Origin of the sequence: Leucobacter chromiireducens subsp. solipictus, assembly GCF_016758195.1 — a bacterium.
Classification (GTDB): domain Bacteria; phylum Actinomycetota; class Actinomycetes; order Actinomycetales; family Microbacteriaceae; genus Leucobacter; species Leucobacter solipictus.
Map to the genome: position 1 here is coordinate 204,450 of NZ_QYAC01000002.1, position 15,636 is coordinate 220,085.

Consider the following 15,636-nt stretch of genomic DNA (forward strand, 5'->3'; position numbering starts at 1 on the left):
ATTCATACGGTGATCGCCGCCTTCTTGCGCTCGCGCATTTGCTTGTCAGTGTCAAAGAGATTTTTCTCCCACCCCGTGGATGTCGGATTGCCATCGACCACGTAGGAGCCGGCCTTGATTTTTGCGAGGAACTGTCCCCGCGAGAGCGTGCCAATCGCTGCTGCTTCCGCCCTCGTGAACATCTGCCGCTCGATCGCGTCCTTCAGGGTCTCGGATCCCTGCCAGAACGAGATCCGGTTCGCGTAGCCGCGAAGCAACGACTTCGCGAGCTCACGCTCCTTGGTTCCTTCTGCGCCCACCGCGTCAAAGTCGCCACCCTCATGAACGATGAGGACCATCCCGACGCCGTACTCGCCTGAGAGCTTCAGCTGCTTTAACTGCGCCTCCAGCGCGGGGATCGTGCGCATATCTGCCCACCCTTCTTCCCGGATGAGGAAATACTGCCGACCAGCGTCCTTGTTTGAGATCGTGTTGAACACCCAAGCGTTTGTCACCGCCTGGGTGACCGCCAGTGCTTGGTCTCCGCGCTGCCCAATCGCGAACGTGTCGATCACTGTGTAGGGGGAGCTGGGATCGAGGGTGATCGAGGAATCAGTATCGAACATGCCGCCGAGATCTCCGTGCACCAGCCGGCGCAATCCATCTCTCAGATCGTTCGCGTCGCCCTGCACAAAGTAGCCGTCCTGCGCCTGAAGGAGCGCGGGAGACGCAATCTTTTCCCACACCGCACGCAACGTCGGATTGTTCCCCGATTCGGACACCACCTCTTCAAGCGCCCATTCGAGGATCGTCATCTCTCGTGCGATCAAGGGCCGCTCACCTGGGGTGAGCAAACTCGCGATCTGTTGGAGAACAGTCACCCGGGCCGCACGGACTCGTGCATGATAGCTCCCCTCCGACTCGTCGTTTCGTCGCTCTGGAGCGACGAGCGGGTTCAACCGGATCTCACTGCCAAAGACCCCCATCTTGAACACGCTTCCGCCGATGGCTTCCGCAACGGCCCCATGCTCGCCCTTCGAATCGGACGTGTTAATCGCGAGACGACCAAACTCCACAAGGAGCGTGACGAGCCGTTTGATCACAAACGATTTGCCCTGCCGGAGCGACCCTTGGATCAGAATGTTCGGGGAGGACACCAAGCCTCGCCGGTAGAGCTCCCACGGGTCAAACGTGAACGGGCGCCCACTGTTCTTATCGATCCCGATGATCGGGCCCGCGACGTCATGAATGTCCGCGGCCGCGAACGTGTTCGCGGCCGCCAACTGGTGACCAGTTGCCCGATGCCATGGACGGCGGATGGGGATCGTCCAAAACCCACCCTGGAACTGCATGGGGCTCTGCACGGGCAGCTTTTCAACAACCTCTTTCAGATCAGTTTCTTCGTCTCGCAGAGCGCTGGCGTACGCCTTGTTCAGCGCCTTGCGTTCTTTGCGAGTGAGGCCCGCCGCCTCGAGAGTGAGGAGTCTTTTTGCCACGTCAACCAGTCCCTACTTCATTCCCAGGCCACACGGGTACGCCACGTTGATCAGGGCCTCCGCCTGCTGCCATGGCATCGAGCGCGGCTCAAGACCCGTCGCGGAACACGCATTGCGAATCGATGCAGCTTCCTGCTCCAACACCTCGGGTGCTGTCGCTGTGACGGTCAAGAACGCGGAGAAACGGAGTTCTCCCTGCCCCGCCACAAGGTCTGCCTCCTGCTGCTCCAGCGCACGCCAATCGGCATCATCGGCTGCGGTGGTGGGCTTGCCCGTTTTCGCCCGCATGCCCGCGTTTGTGATCCACGTGCGCTTCTGCTCTTCGATTTTCTTCATGGCCTGACCGATCTGGACCGGCTGTCCCACGAGCATGAACGTTTGCCGCACGGGCTTCCCAGACTGCTGCTTTGCGAAAATCAGTCGCGACATGAACCCGGGGAACGTCTCATACCGTGGCCATTCCTGAATCCAGTAGGTGCGGTGCCACCCAGAATCCGTCTCAACGAGGGTGCGGTGCTCATTGATGAGCATCGGCGCGGCAGACTGCGGATCTACACCTTCCCAGACCGTCCCGATTCGCGTGTCGACGCCCTGCTGGGACGCCGGATCAATGAGGGAACGACCCCATGCTCCCCACTCGCGCGCGTTCATCCACACATTCCGGGTGAACCCGGCGTTGTAGAGCGCGTCGCTCGTGGTCGAGATCTCCAGCTCAGCAAGTTTCGACATGCCGGCCTTCTCGCTCTTCTCACCCTTGACCAGCGCCTTCGCCTCACCAGAGAGCTTGAACGTGATGGTGAGGAGTGAGATGTGCTGCGTGACCGCCTGATCGGCGAGATCCAACGCTTCACGGTAGGACTTCGCGACACCACCCACGAGACCCATCGAGCGCTCTTCGAAGTAGCGGCGCTCGGCGGCCACAGTTCCGGGCCGCGTCTGCTCGAGCAATGTGACTCGGGTGATGTGTTCTTTCTGCGTGAATGACCCCAACACTTTGGACCATTCGAAGATGAGTGCCTCCCGGTCTGTCTCAGACAGCGTCGACGGCGAATCGACCTGCGGCATGCCGAGCCCATTCGTGGCCACCAGGCAGCACACGGTTGCTGTGGCAAGCTTCGCGTCCCAAATCACGACCACGCTATCATCTGTCTCGTACAGATGAATCCGACCCTCTCGCCCGGGGAGATCCATCGAGGATGTCGGGGTGATCTTTTTCTTCTCGGGACGTGCTCGGTATGTCGTAGCTCCCGTGCTCTTTCTCACCATTCCCCCTACTTCTCTCATCAGGTGTGTAACTACTGACTGCCCGTGCCGTCGCAAAAGCCCCACCGCAGCGAGTGGCGCTGCAATCGGGAGGGAACTGAAGAGACCGATGAACCCTTCACCCATCACCGCGATCGCCCCGATACCCACGGCGAGACTGACCGCCACGAACCCCGGACCGTCGATCCCGTTCACCACCCCCTGGGAGGGCAACCGGGCGAACTTCACGGTGCTGCTCATGGCTTCGGCTCCCTAGGTGGTCGAGGGTCGGATGGGCCGGTCAGAGTCGGTGACGCTGGCGGCCTCTCCCGCGGCGGGTTCGCTGGGCTCGGAGCGTTTCCTCCTCGCGGACCTGGTTCCGGTGAGGGCGTCGGAGACGGACTACTCGGCGGGGTGGCTCCCGGCGAGGGATCGGTGGAGCGAGGCTCTGGAACGCTGGGTTGTCCGCCAAACCTGCCGTCTGCCGCCGGGCCCTGCCCGGGACGTTCTGGCTGAGTGGGCGGGGAGCCTCCGGCTCCGGGTTTGGTCCCTGGCGTGCTGGGCGCCCCAGAGCTCCCTGACACCGCAGGAGAACTGGCCGGTTGTGGCTGTCCACCGCCGGAACGACCGCCGCCGCCTCCGTTTGGGATTCTGCGCCCTGCACTTGAGACCACGCGCTGCGTCTTCTGCACGGCACTACTGCCTGCACGCTGCCCTACTTCATCGCCGCCAGCGCCTCCTCCCATGAACTGGAAGAAGCTGTAGGCCAGGATCGGCATGAACGCGGTGATGAACAATCCGATAGCGAGGGTGAGCCCTTCACCGGACAGGATTGAGTCCACGCTGCCCAGTCCTGCCATAACAAGGATCAGCGTTCCCAAGATCAAGGGCTTGGCAAGGGCCATCGCGGTGACTGCGCTCATCCAACGCTTCACCCACTCATCCCCGTTCCCCTTCCCCGGGAGAAGAACGAAAGCCAGTGGTGCGAAGGTGATGAGGATCATGAGGACAAAGTCTCGGAACGCCATTGCAAAGGTGATGAAAAAGAGTCCGATGAACATGATCACCAGCACCATCATCATCTGCATCACCGGTGCTGCTCCGACAGCTGCGCCGATCGTATGGGCCCCCCAGTTCGCCTGACCGGCAAAGAGTGTCTCGAACATGCCCGCGAATCCGCCCTCGCCGGTGAGCCGCGCGAGAATCCCGGCACTGAACTCATCAATGATCTGGAGCCCCTGACCCACGATGAAGTAAGAGAAATAGAACGCGGGTAACGCGGCGATTGATGCGAGAGCGGTCCGCTTGATGAGATCAGGTCGCTGCATGACAGCGCCGGCAGCGATGCCCACGATGAACGTGATGAACATGACAAAGATCGCCATGCCCAACCAGACGCCGGCCTCACTTTGTGCGGTGTTCCAAAGCTCATTTCCCGGACGGAAGCCCTGTCCTCCCAACGACAGCTCTGCGAGCCAGTTGATCGCGGAGACAGTCCAGTTGGCTGTGTCTTCCATCGAGGCACACAGAAAGTCCGTGAGACCACACTCAAAGTTGACGAGGGGATCTTCCGCCCGGGCGATCACTTAGGCAATCCCCAGGTCAAAGCCCACGAGGAACTGCCAGATTCCTGACGCGCTGCCCAGCGCAGCGACACCGAGCGCAAGCCACATCACCGACTTCGATGCTCCCTGCTGAAGATTCTGGTTCCCGAACCCTTTGAACGCGAGCGTGACCGCAACTGCGATCAAAGCGAGGAACGTGATGAGGAGCCCGAGCCCCAAGAACCAGGAAACGACCTGGATGATCGCTGACGACCCTGGTGCGGAAAAGTCCGGTTCAATATCCGGCATGGTCTGTGTCCTTTCGAAGACTGACGTTGTGTCATCTCCTAGAAGACCGGTGAAGCGCAGCCCAAGCACACAAAAGTGGGGCCGACCCTCACGGGCCGGCCCCACACCATCGAGTCCTACTTACGGGTTCCCGATGAAGGGATACGGGTTGATATCCGGATAGAAATTTCGGGCTGTGGAGGAGAGCGTGAAGTGAGTGTGAGGGGCACTTGTGCACCCGCTCATCCCGGACCTGGCGACAGTCTGCCCGGCCCGCACGACCGCCCCAGGAATGATCCCGAGGGCAGCTGGTGAACCAGCCTCGACATGGTTATGCGAGCTGTACATCGTCATACCCTCGAACCTGTGCTCGATGATGACCGTGGAATTCTCCCCGCGCCACCACGACGGATTCACCATGCACACGCCTGGGACGCCGCCACCGTCACCACCAGCAGTCATCACGACCCCGTCATAGGGGGAATAGAGGGCCCCACCAGTTTCGGACACCAGGTCGATACTGAAACCATCGTGGAATCCCTGCGAGACTCCACGCATATGTGAAGGCCACGCCCACCCATTCGCGCCGAGCGGGCCGTCATCATCTGACGGAGGACCAACTTCTGGCCCTGTCAGCTCGCCTTCCCCTTCAAGCGTCGCACCGAGCGCAGCAATACCGGCACCACCAAAGATGGCAATACCGAACGCGCCAAACCCTGCGACGCCTGCAAGCTGAAGGAAGCGCCGTCTCGTCGCCCCCGTAGCGAGCAGCTTCGCGGCTACTGGTGCGGCCATACCGTGGGGAAAGACGCGTCAAGAGTGAATGCCACCCCGCACAATCCGCCCGCGTCCGGCGCATCGCACCAGATACCGAAGTGTGCAGGACGCAGCGTTGTCGGGTCAGCCGTCCCCACACGGGAGTTGTCGACGTCCGAGAGCACCCACCACTGGGACACGCTTGCTCCAGGAGTGTCAGGCTCCATGTCTGTTCCCTTCGGGAACCGAGGGGCCAGTGACGGGTCGATCTGGGAGATTTCTTCCTCGCTCAAGACCTTCTGGGGGTGCGCCTTCCAGAAGTGCTCGGGCAGCAGCGCGAAATTCTCGTAGGTCGCCCCGTTTGCAAGCGTCCACCAAGTGAACCTCTCCGGGTTGTCATTGGTCGCCCACGCATCCACCTGCGACTGCATCACCACTTCAGGCGGGTACGTGTAGTATTGCGTCTCCTCAAACGGGCGCGCGTCCACCAAGGTATGGATCTCACCGTTGGGGCCTACGTACTTCTCAGAAGGATGGGTCATGCGCGCGATCGCAGCCTCCAGGAACTCCTCCCGGGAGAGCTTCGAGAAGTCAGCAGTAAATGCCACTGCCGCAGCGCCAGCAGCGGCTTCCCGCGGATCGGTAGTGACCGGCATGACCGCCATCCCGTGCTCATCGACCTCAAACTCGAACCCGTCATGCGTGACGGTCGTCTCGCCTGCGTCCCCGTCTTTTTTCGCGACGCTGGGATCCTCTCCCTGAGCTTTCTCCTCAGCCACGGGCGGTTTGCCAGATGCCCCACTGGACACTCCGGCGCGGGTCCAACCGACAACTGCCGCGGCCACCAGGAGCACCGCCACGACGATCATCACGATCGTCATGTTCCGACGTCCCCTCGGAAGTGAACCCCACCACTGTTTGATCATGCGTTTTGCTCCATCTCTTCCTGCTCCCAGTCCTGCATAGACGATGAAAGATATTCCTCCGTTGACACCTGCCACACTGCGGAGCTGCTGTTGGCCGGATCGGCCCACGCCTGCAGCACCGTTGGGTTGTGCTCTCCTGTCCGGCACCCAGTAGTCCCGGCCCATGAACGCATCCTTTGCAGGAAGAGCTGGAACTGGTAGTGAAAATCGTTCGCGGCACCAGGGTTCGCCGCGGGTGTGAACTGCTGTTGGTTCCGGTACTGAAACAACGCCAGCAACTCCTGAACCATAGCCTCATGTCTGAACCAGCACGGCGGAATTTCCGAATCCCGAAGGCCATACCGTCGCACGAGCTCAGGAACCCACTCGAAGAGCACCCCCAGAGTTTCTGCGCGCTCCTGCGCATCCAGTCGCCACCAATTCACCGGCGGCTCATACGCTGAGGCGGCCTCCGGTATGGGGGTCTTTATCTCAGGCGGCTGAGGGTCCGAGGGCCGCTCACCACGCTCACGCACCACGGCGCACCCACCCCAGTACGCGATCCCACACCGAGGGCAGCATTGTCACCTCAGCCTCACCCAAGGCGTGGATGCGCCGCACGATGCCGTGGCGACGCCGGCGTACTGACGGCTCCCGCCCGTACACTCCGAGAAGTAAACACCGCACCGCCGCATCTTCTGACAATACGATCTGCGTCCGTGTACTCCGCACGCTGAGTGCCCACACGAGAAGTGCGACTCCCACGATCGCCGCGCCTACGCCGGCCGCAGCGGCAAGCTGCTGGAACTGCGCCGTAGCCTCAGCAAACCCGAAGAGCAATGCTCCTGCGCACAGCCACGCAGCGCTGCGGGCAACCGCCCACCGCGCGCGCTCCAGGTGCTCAACGGTGACGGCCTCATCGGCGCAGGCCACACGAAAAGTGCCGAGCTGCCCGAGCGAGAGCGCGAGTCGCTCACGATTCAGACGCTCCTGCGAACATGCCACCTTATCCCGCGGTTCAACGGGTCGAGTGCGCCCCTTTGGTGGGTTTGGCCAGGTGAGTGTTGTCGCTCCCATCACCCCCGTACCTTCCGCACCAGAAGCTCCCACAATTTCGGGAGCTTCTCAACGGTCGCCCCGGCGACTTGTTCGAGCTCACCCCAGACCAGCTTCCGCGCCCTTGCCCGCAGGTCACTGTCCGCGAGATCCGTGTCGGTCGCCCAAAGCAGCGCCTTCACAATCGAACGGTCACTCGCGGTGACGGTCGCTTGGAGCTGCGATCGCGACTGGAAGAACCCCATCGCCGCGAAGAGCGCGCCGCACCCCGCGAACAACCACACCACCTGCGGAAGGCCCGAAAAAGCGCCAATCGTCCCCAAGAGCATGCCCAGACCACCGAGCAAGAAGTACGGTTGCACCGGTGAGAGCAGTTCGATCTTCAGTAGTTCGTTCGTGTGCTCCAGACGGCACCCGTCGATCTTGCGTAGACGTGCGTGCAGGAGCGCGAGCTCGCGTCGCGCAACAGCGTGCTCCAGAATTGCGCGCTCCGCCTCGGCGACGGTCTCAGCTTGCAGCTCTTCGTACGCGAGTCGCGCGAGCCGGCGAGTGCGCACCCCGTGCACGCGGGAACTCAGCAGGTGATGACTGGTCATGCCTTACGAACAGGCAGAGCGCGCAGTGATCGCTTCGCGAGGAGCGCACTGGGGTGCGCCTGGTTCGGACCGGCACGGAGGCCGGCGCTTTCCTTGTTCGGGGCTACGCCCCGTTTTCTTGCCGTGAAGCCTTCGGCAGCGTACGAACGTTCCGTGTTCCACCTACTCACCCACAGAACCGCTTCGCGCCCCTGCTTGCCGCTGCGTGCTCGCGTGTCCTTCGGCCACGCGGGCCCACCGCTGTGAGTAGGTTCCACACTCCACGTTCTGCAGGCACATTCGTGCCTTCACGGCAAGAAAACGTGAGGGAGGGATACGAGAGAGGGAGAACCAAGATGTTGGAGCACATTGACCCGGTATCGGGTGGTCTGATCGCAGGAGTGCTGTGGATCGTCGTTGGGTACAAGTACTGGGTCGTCCCGGCCCTCCGGAAGGGGAAGCAGAAGTGAGTGCCACGCAACTTGCGTTCGATTTCGACGCGATGTTCCTCATGGACATGCTCGCGGATCTCCCCGCGTGGGACGGGGCACCGCTCGGGTACCACGAGGAGTACCGGTCGCCCGCTGAACTCGACGCGGCGTGGGATCGCTACCGCCTAGTTCACGGCAACCATGGTTGTGTTCCACAAAGCCACATGTGGTCGCGCCCCTACTGCAACGCGTCGACGCTTGCGGCCGGAGAACACGCGCTCGATCTGTTCAGTGCCGAAGCACACTGCCCCGATGAACGCGAGGTCGGGCACTCCCACAATCCGGGCGACCTGCCTGGAAACACTCGATACCAGGCGATCTGTGCTCCGTGCGGGTGGCGACTGCTCAGCGATGACGAATCAGCGGTGATCGAAGCGTGGCATGACCACGCTTTCCCGGGGTGGCGAGAACTGCCCACCATTCCGTCAAAGGTCACCGGAATCCCCGGGCGCGGGAAGAGCAAACTGCAGGGCTGGATTGAGGAACACTACCCGGACCAGTGGCAGATGCCGGGTCACCCGATCATTACTGCCCGAGGCGGGGTCGGCACCCGCCATGTCCCGGGACGTTCACCGTGGGGTGGATACGACCTCTCCGACTCCGCACTCTGACACTTCTGAGTGTGGGGCGGAATCCATCCGCCCCACACTCACACTCTCGAAACGCCCTCCCTGCCCATACGCAATTTCATTGACGGGAACTTCAACGTCCGAAGTGTCCCGTAGGTTGATTCATAGACGGAAGGTACTGATACACAATGACCAGTTCAACACCCGCCAGGACGATGCGGAGCCTTGGAGCTGCCGCCCTCGCCATCGGCCTCACCCTCGGCCTCGCACTCCCCGCGAACGCGACCGCAGAGCCCCCGGCCGTGCCGGTCGAGACCACGCGCGAGCAACCCCAAGAGCAGGCCCCGCCAGCCCCAGCCCCAGAAGTGGAAACCCCTGCCCTCCCAGCAACGCCTGACGTCGACCAGGCCGAACCGGCCCCAGCCCCTGAGCCTGCACCCAGTGCAGAGTCGGGCATCTCCCTCGAGGAGCGCGCTTCACACCTCGAACCACTCATCGTCAACGAGCCACCCCTGGACGCACTCCGCGACCCGGCAACAGCTCCAGGCACCCAGGCGGACCCGAACGCGGTGACAAACGCTGCACCTCGCAGCAACACGGCAGCGACGGTCACCGCGACCGGGGGTACGAAGAGGTTCCTGGACGTCCCCAAGGGGCATAAGTTCTACAAGCCCATCATGTGGATGTACCAGACCGGACTTACCACCGGTGTGAAGAACGCGAGGGGGGTGAGCTTCCTTCCGTCCTCACAGCTCACCCGCGAAGCAGAAGCAGCGTTCCTGTACCGGGAAGCTGGCAACCCGTCATTCAAGATGCCTAAACAGCGCTTCAAAGACGTGGGGCCGTCACATAAGTTCTACAAGCCGATCATGTGGATGAAGGCCGGGGGCCTCACTACCGGGATCAAAACGAAGCAGGGCCTCAAATTTGAGCCTTCCTGGAAGCTCTCCCGAGAAGCGATGGCTGCGTTTCTCCACCGCGTCGCAGGCAAGCCTGGTTTCACCGCGAAAAATGGGTTCCCTGACGTGAAGCGCGGCGACAAGTTCTACCGGCAGATCATGTGGATGCAGTCCGCTGGACTGACCACAGGCATCAAGACCGACACCGGGATCATCTACGACCCCAAACGGACGGTCACCCGGGAAGCGATGGCCGCGTTCATGTACCGGAACGCCGGTAGTCCCGAGTTCATCGATTCCGGCACGGTGAAGCTCGCCGGGACGATCATGGTCGGGGAAACTGTCACCGCAAGCGCCTCCGGGTGGACCCCCTCCTCGATCGCCTACAGCACCCAGTGGATGAAGAACGGAAAGGCAATCCCCGGGGCGACAGAAGCTAAGTACACGCTCACCCCAGAGGATGAAGGGGCCAAGCTACAGGTCAAGATCTCCGGTAGCCTCCCCAACACGAAATCGGTCACGATGACCACCACCCCGATCATTGTGAAGGGGCTCGAAGTCATCCCGGGAACGGTGAAGATCACGGGGACCCCAGAGGCCACGAAAACAATCACCGCAACCGCGAGCGGGTGGGTGCCAGCGGCGGCCGTCATCAGCTACCAGTGGCACCGCGCCGGAACCCCCATCAACGGGGCGACGGGAGCAAGCTACACCCTCACTACCGCGGACATCGGCCAGAAGGTCACTGTGCGCCTCTCCGGTACTCTCGCCGGCTACAAGACCGCGTCACTGACCTCAAACCCTGTAACCGTGAAGCCAAAGCAGATCACCGTTGCTGAAGCCACAGAGACCGTGCGACAGACGATCTTCTCCGAAGTGAACCGAATCCGCACCGGCTACGGCCTGAACGCCCTCGAATGGGCACCACAGTACGCACGAGGGGCAAACGACGATTCGAAGCGTCAGCTCGACGCCTACCTGAAGACTGGCGACCTCGCAGGTCATGTGCCAAGAATCACATACTGGCAAAACTACGGTTTTGATGACCCTTCAGAAATCCCCTATGACGTGCTCGCTGGGGATTACGGGAACACTCCGGAACGTATCGGAAAGGACATGGTGGCGGGTTGGATGCTTTCTCCCGGCCATTGTTGGTGGGTGCTCAGAGAATCGTCGACACACATGTATCCCGGGGTAGCGCTCACCAGAGACTCGAACTTCAATGCAGGCGGAGGCGGTGGGATGGGAGCATCGATGCTCGCTTTCCGTCTTGACTACACCTGGGATGAGGACCCCAACTACAACGATCAGGATCCTTCGTGGGTTGCGAATCAGGTTTGCCGGTAGAAGGCATTCACTAATGCGGAAGGGCTGTGGCCCCCGGGGAAACATCCCCGGGGGCCACAGCCCTTCCTAGCTGGTTTTGGTGTTACAGCGTCGCGAGCTCCTCCTCAGTCGCGGCTTCCAGAGCAACGTTCTTGCGCTTGCGGTAGACCGAGATCGCGTACACGATCCCGCCACCGCCCAGCAGCACTCCAGCACCGATGAGCAGCGCGAGCATCCCATCACCACCGGTGATCGCGAGGCCCGGCGTCGTGGGCGGAACGACGGGCTTAGGCGTGACCTCGAACTTCTCCGAAGCCTCCCCACACTTGCCCTCGTGAAGGACGTAATCCTTCTCATCAACGCGCATCGTGAGGGTCTCGACGTACCCGCCCATACCGATGTGCTCTTCTGTGGTCTTCACCGACTTGGAACGGTACGTGCCGGCCTTTGAGACCGGGAGGCCGTCCTGATCAGCGAATGCCTTCAGCTCGGTCTCCGGCGTGCAGGTGAGCTCACCGTTCGCGGCGTACTCGTACGCCTTCCAGGTCAGGAAGAACTCGGCGTCGCCGTCCTTCGGGAACTTCCCGTCGACGATCGCGTCATCCCACATGTCCTCACCAACGGTGCGGGTCCCTGCAGACTCCGTACGGACCGTTGGCGTGGTGACGGTGGTGGTCTCGTTCGGGAGACCGCACACGCCGGTGCTGAGCACGCGCTCAGTTTCGCCCTCGATCTGCACGAGCTCTTCCACCCACCAGATCGTGTCCCCGTACTCGGGCAGGACCCGCATCTCAGGCGAGGTGACGCTACGGGTCAAGACACCATCAACGTCTTCACCCTCTGCCGGGACAGCGACAGGCGTGGTTTCGAAGAGCAGGTTGTCGGTGGTGCAGACCGACTGTTCGGTGCCGGTGAGGGACGCATCGCCGCGGTACGCCTTGAAGCGGGCCTCGTGGCTCACGCCCTCGCGCTGCGAGATCGGGCCGGTGATCGTTGCGGTGTCCTGCATCGTCTCACCCACGACCACGAATCCGCTTGAGTCGGTGACGGTATCGGGGACCGAGATCAGAGTGGTCTCGTTCTCCAGCCCGCACTCACCTGTGTGGAACACGGTGCGGTTCTCCCCTTCGATGAGCGTCACGGTCTCAACCCACCAGACCGGGCCCTCCCATGCCGCTTCTGCAACGACTGCGGGGGATTGCCACTCGCCTGGACCGGGAACGGCGATCGCTTCGGTCTGGAACAGCTGGTTATCGACGGTGCACGCAGGAACGCGAACCATTTCCTCGCCGGGAAGGACCGTCTCGGCCTGGTTCTCGACCTCGGTGAATGCTGGACGGTATCCGGTGAACGTCGACTCCCACTGGGCGCCTGCGGCGCTTGAGAAGTCACCCGAGGCGATCAGGGTGTCCACGATGTGGTCACCTGCGACAGCGGACTCGATGGCCTTCGTCTCGAACTCGGGGAGTGCGACACGGGTCGTCTCGTTGTCTAGCCCGCACTCACCGCGGTGAATCAGCTGTGCATCGCCCGTTTCAGGGACGATGTAGAGCGATTCCACCCACCACAGCTTCTGGCCGTGCTCAAGGCGCGAGGTAAAGCTCGGGGACTGGTAGTCACCGACCCCGTTCACCTGCACCATGTCCGAGCGGAAGACGCGGTTCGTCGCATCACACACCGGTGCCACCGTTTCGGCACCTTCTGCAGCAGCAACCGTCTCGTCCGGTGCGGTGAACGCGTCAAAGCGGAGCTGGTAGTTCACTCCCGCGACCAGGCTGCCAGAGACTGTGGCGACGTCGTACACTTCGTCACCGATTTTTGCCTCGGGAAGCGCCTGGGTAATGACTGCGGGCTGGCCCACCTTCGTGGTCTCATTCGCTACGCCGCACTTACCCTGGTGAACCACATTGCCATTTGACGTCACCCGCTCCACCCAATGGATGGTGCCTGCGCTCTTGACTGGCGTCGGGGTCGACTTGAACTCTCCGAGACCGGGGACAGCGATGCCGCCCTCCTTGTAAACCGGCTGCGCGACGCACTGCTGCGCTGCGCTCATGGCGGACAGTTCCTCTTCGGTCCAGGTCACCGGATCCTGTCGGGTCTCCATCACGGGGTCGCGGCCCGTGAGAACCACCGGCTTGCCAGCCTCGTCAACCACAGGTTCGCCGTCTTCGCCCAGCTCCTGCACCGGGTAGGCGGTGCCATCAGCTGCGACACCGGAGGTCGCAACGCCATTGGCGTCGACCGTGGGGATCTTCGCACCGGACTCATCGAGCAGCGCTACGCCCTCAGCGTTTGCCCACCATGTCGTCCACCGCAGCTCGCCCGTCGCGGGATCCTCAGCCTGCGCATCGTATGCCGCACCCAGGACAGGATCCCAGTTCGCGTCGACCTTGGTCGCGCCAACCACTGGCTTCAGGTAGGCGGTGAAATCCGCCTGCGCGTTCTGCCACATATCAACGGTTGTGTTCGGCACCGCCGTAACGATGAGAGTATCCTGCATCGTTCCGCCGATCTCGGCGTCCGGCTGCGCAAGCGACGACGCACGTGGCTCTTCCTTTCGAGGAGCCGATGCTGTCTCCGCGGCCAGTGTCCCCTTCAAGTCCTTCACTGTGGATGCACCGGTCGCTACGGCTACGCGCTGCCCCACCTTCCCGCTCGCCGTCGCCGTGTTGTAGACGTCCAAGAATGGCTCGTAGCCCTTCGTCCCCTTCGATACCCAGGTTGCGGAAACCTCGAGTTTCTTGCCCGGAACCTTCACGTCGACGTAGCGGGCGGACGCCTCAGAAGTGGTGACCTCCAAGGTGGCGGCCCCGTTGCGCACCCAAGTGCCGTTCTTTACGGTGAGCTTGTTCACGCCCTTCGGGTACGCGACCCGGAACCGGCCGAACTTCCCGTTCGGGTCCTTCTCGATCTTGAGGCTGCCGGTGACCTTTTTCGGTGCGACGGGTGCTTTCGCGAAAACCTGGGCCTCGTTGATGAAGACCTGTGCCTGCTGGAGTGCTTCCCGACCCTTGGCAGACTTCTGGAGGTTCGGAACCTTCTCCGAGTAGTACTGCGTATCGCCACGGATCGCCCAGACCGCGAGCTGAGTCGCCACCGCGTGACCGACGTGACCTGACTGGCCGTACTTGTCGATGATGTAGTTCATCTGCCGCATACCCTCTTTGTTGGTATACGCCGAGAACATGCCTGGCCGGCCCGGCAGCGTGTTCAGCCGGCCCGCGGCCGAGTGCGCGCCGGAAGGCTCACCCATCGCGACCTCGATACAGTACGCCCGCTTCCCATCGGGCATCTTGAAGTTCGAGATCGTTCCCGCACCATCAAATGTCATCTGTTCGCCGCGAGGCAGCGCCTGAGCAGGCTTCGGTGACTCGGTCAGCACGAACCCACCGGCCAGCAGTGCGCCGGCGAGAACGGTGGTCCCGACCTTTCTGAGTCGTGTTCGCCATTTGCTCAGCGGGCGAACCGCGTCCGGCGCGGATGCGCCGGGTGATGTTGTCATCTGCATTGCGATGACTCTCCAAACTGCATCCATAGGTGATCACCTAGTGCGTGCGGCTGGGATGCTACCGCTGCACGACACATAGAAGATGCCCAGAGGCGCGCAGTGAGCCTCAACCAGAAATGTGGAGGCCCGCCCGTAGGCAGACCTCCACAAGAAAGCGAGAACGTGAATGAGTCAGAGGACTGATTGCACCAACTCCGATCGTTCTTCGAATGCGCCGTCCTCCTCCATCTTCTTCAGGAACCGTTGCCCAGTCTTTGGAGTTTTGTTTCCGAGCCACTCGCCGACGAGCTTCCCGGTTGGACGTTTCGCCATTTCGCGAACATGGGTGAGCACCATCTCGCGGACCACATCTTCATCAACGTCGATGGCGGGTTCATTTGTCGCACTGTGCTGTGCTCGCGGGCTTGTCACCTCGTGTGTTTCGACACGAGACTCTGCGAGTACCGCAGCGCGAAGCGGAACCACAGGGAGCGGAAGCGTCTCCTGAACCAGCTTCACGGGGGCCTGGCGAACAGGGGCCGGCGCTGACAGCTTCGCTGAGGCCGCATCGGCTCTCTCGCGCTGCGCCTGGAGTTTGAGTCGCTCCTTCTCGTCGGGGACAAGCATCATCACCAGGTGGGTGATCGCGAGGAGCGCCGCCGGCGGCGTTGAAGCGAGTACCGCGGCCGCCCAGGGGCTTGTGAGTGTGAGGTCTGCCGCACGCCACGCATGCGTGGCGTTTGCCACGATAGAGACACCCGACAGCAGCACAAACGTGGAGTAGGCAAGCCACCTACCGGGGACACCTCGCATCCGAAATTGGGCAGCAGCAATCATCGTCGCCACCGTCCCCACGTCCACCAGCACAGGGAACAACTCAGGCAACGGGAGGCCATTGACGCGAGCCACATCGATGAGGGTGGCGTACGAGATCGCCATCGCGGAGATTCCGACAATCGCGAGCGGGATCCCGAGGGACACCACCAGAGTCCATGTGCGTGGGGGCTTTTTCGCGCTCAT

The 15,636-nt window shown here is 62.2% G+C and carries 14 protein-coding genes; 3 read left to right on the forward strand and 11 right to left on the reverse strand.

The window, feature by feature from the left end; genetic code table 11:
• Positions 1 to 2 precede the first annotated feature (2 nt).
• Both D3230_RS04425 and D3230_RS04430 read right to left on the reverse strand, forming a co-directional pair.
• The gene (locus D3230_RS04425) at positions 3 to 1,475 is read right to left on the reverse strand and encodes a hypothetical protein (protein WP_202343815.1); all 1,473 of its coding nucleotides are present in this window, start codon (positions 1,473 to 1,475) and stop codon (positions 3 to 5) included.
• Positions 1,476 to 1,487: 12 nt separating this feature from the next.
• Positions 1,488 to 2,906 carry an SCO6880 family protein gene (locus D3230_RS04430; protein WP_337249109.1) on the reverse strand — a complete coding sequence of 473 codons (1,419 nt, stop codon included), beginning with the start codon at positions 2,904 to 2,906 and terminating at the stop codon, positions 1,488 to 1,490.
• Here D3230_RS04430 and D3230_RS04435 point away from each other — a divergent pair.
• The gene (locus D3230_RS04435) at positions 2,848 to 2,994 is read left to right on the forward strand and encodes a hypothetical protein (protein WP_202343817.1); all 147 of its coding nucleotides are present in this window, start codon (positions 2,848 to 2,850) and stop codon (positions 2,992 to 2,994) included. The two genes, D3230_RS04430 and D3230_RS04435, sit on opposite strands and share 59 nt — an antisense overlap.
• Here the strand turns inward: D3230_RS04435 and D3230_RS04440 are convergent.
• From D3230_RS04440 to D3230_RS04470, 7 genes are all read right to left on the reverse strand, one after another.
• Entirely contained in the window at positions 2,975 to 4,303 is a 1,329-nt protein-coding gene (locus D3230_RS04440; RefSeq protein ID WP_202343818.1) for a hypothetical protein, read from the reverse strand. The two genes, D3230_RS04435 and D3230_RS04440, sit on opposite strands and share 20 nt — an antisense overlap.
• Entirely contained in the window at positions 4,304 to 4,570 is a 267-nt protein-coding gene (locus tag D3230_RS04445; RefSeq protein WP_202343819.1) for a hypothetical protein, read from the reverse strand.
• 120 nt (positions 4,571 to 4,690) lie between these two features.
• Positions 4,691 to 5,344 (reverse strand): M23 family metallopeptidase, encoded by a 654-nt coding sequence (locus tag D3230_RS04450; protein ID WP_202343820.1) that lies wholly within the window; start codon positions 5,342 to 5,344, stop codon positions 4,691 to 4,693.
• A complete protein-coding gene (locus D3230_RS04455) occupies positions 5,329 to 6,231 on the reverse strand; it encodes a hypothetical protein (protein WP_202343821.1) in 903 nt (300 codons plus the stop codon). Before D3230_RS04455 ends, D3230_RS04450 begins: the two co-directional genes overlap by 16 nt.
• Complete coding sequence (locus D3230_RS04460; RefSeq protein WP_202343822.1) at positions 6,228 to 6,521, reverse strand: hypothetical protein; 294 nt, start codon at positions 6,519 to 6,521, stop codon at positions 6,228 to 6,230. Before D3230_RS04460 ends, D3230_RS04455 begins: the two co-directional genes overlap by 4 nt.
• Positions 6,522 to 6,738: 217 nt before the next feature.
• A complete protein-coding gene (locus D3230_RS04465; RefSeq protein ID WP_202343823.1) occupies positions 6,739 to 7,215 on the reverse strand; it encodes a hypothetical protein in 477 nt (158 codons plus the stop codon).
• A 71-nt stretch (positions 7,216 to 7,286) separates the two neighbouring features.
• Complete coding sequence (locus D3230_RS04470; protein WP_202343824.1) at positions 7,287 to 7,862, reverse strand: hypothetical protein; 576 nt, start codon at positions 7,860 to 7,862, stop codon at positions 7,287 to 7,289.
• A gap of 445 nt (positions 7,863 to 8,307) precedes the next feature.
• On the opposite strand from D3230_RS04470, the gene D3230_RS04475 reads away from it, so the two are divergent.
• Positions 8,308 to 8,943: a DUF6349 family protein gene (locus D3230_RS04475; RefSeq protein ID WP_202343825.1), complete on the forward strand. Its 636-nt coding sequence runs from the start codon at positions 8,308 to 8,310 to the stop codon at positions 8,941 to 8,943.
• Positions 8,944 to 9,089: 146 nt separating this feature from the next.
• Positions 9,090 to 11,147 carry an S-layer homology domain-containing protein gene (locus D3230_RS04480; protein ID WP_202343826.1) on the forward strand — a complete coding sequence of 686 codons (2,058 nt, stop codon included), beginning with the start codon at positions 9,090 to 9,092 and terminating at the stop codon, positions 11,145 to 11,147.
• Positions 11,148 to 11,229: 82 nt separating this feature from the next.
• Here D3230_RS04480 and D3230_RS04485 read toward each other — a convergent pair whose 3' ends face one another.
• Positions 11,230 to 14,460 carry a hypothetical protein gene (locus D3230_RS04485; protein ID WP_202343827.1) on the reverse strand — a complete coding sequence of 1,077 codons (3,231 nt, stop codon included), beginning with the start codon at positions 14,458 to 14,460 and terminating at the stop codon, positions 11,230 to 11,232.
• A gap of 348 nt (positions 14,461 to 14,808) precedes the next feature.
• A complete protein-coding gene (locus tag D3230_RS04490) occupies positions 14,809 to 15,636 on the reverse strand; it encodes a hypothetical protein (RefSeq protein ID WP_202343828.1) in 828 nt (275 codons plus the stop codon).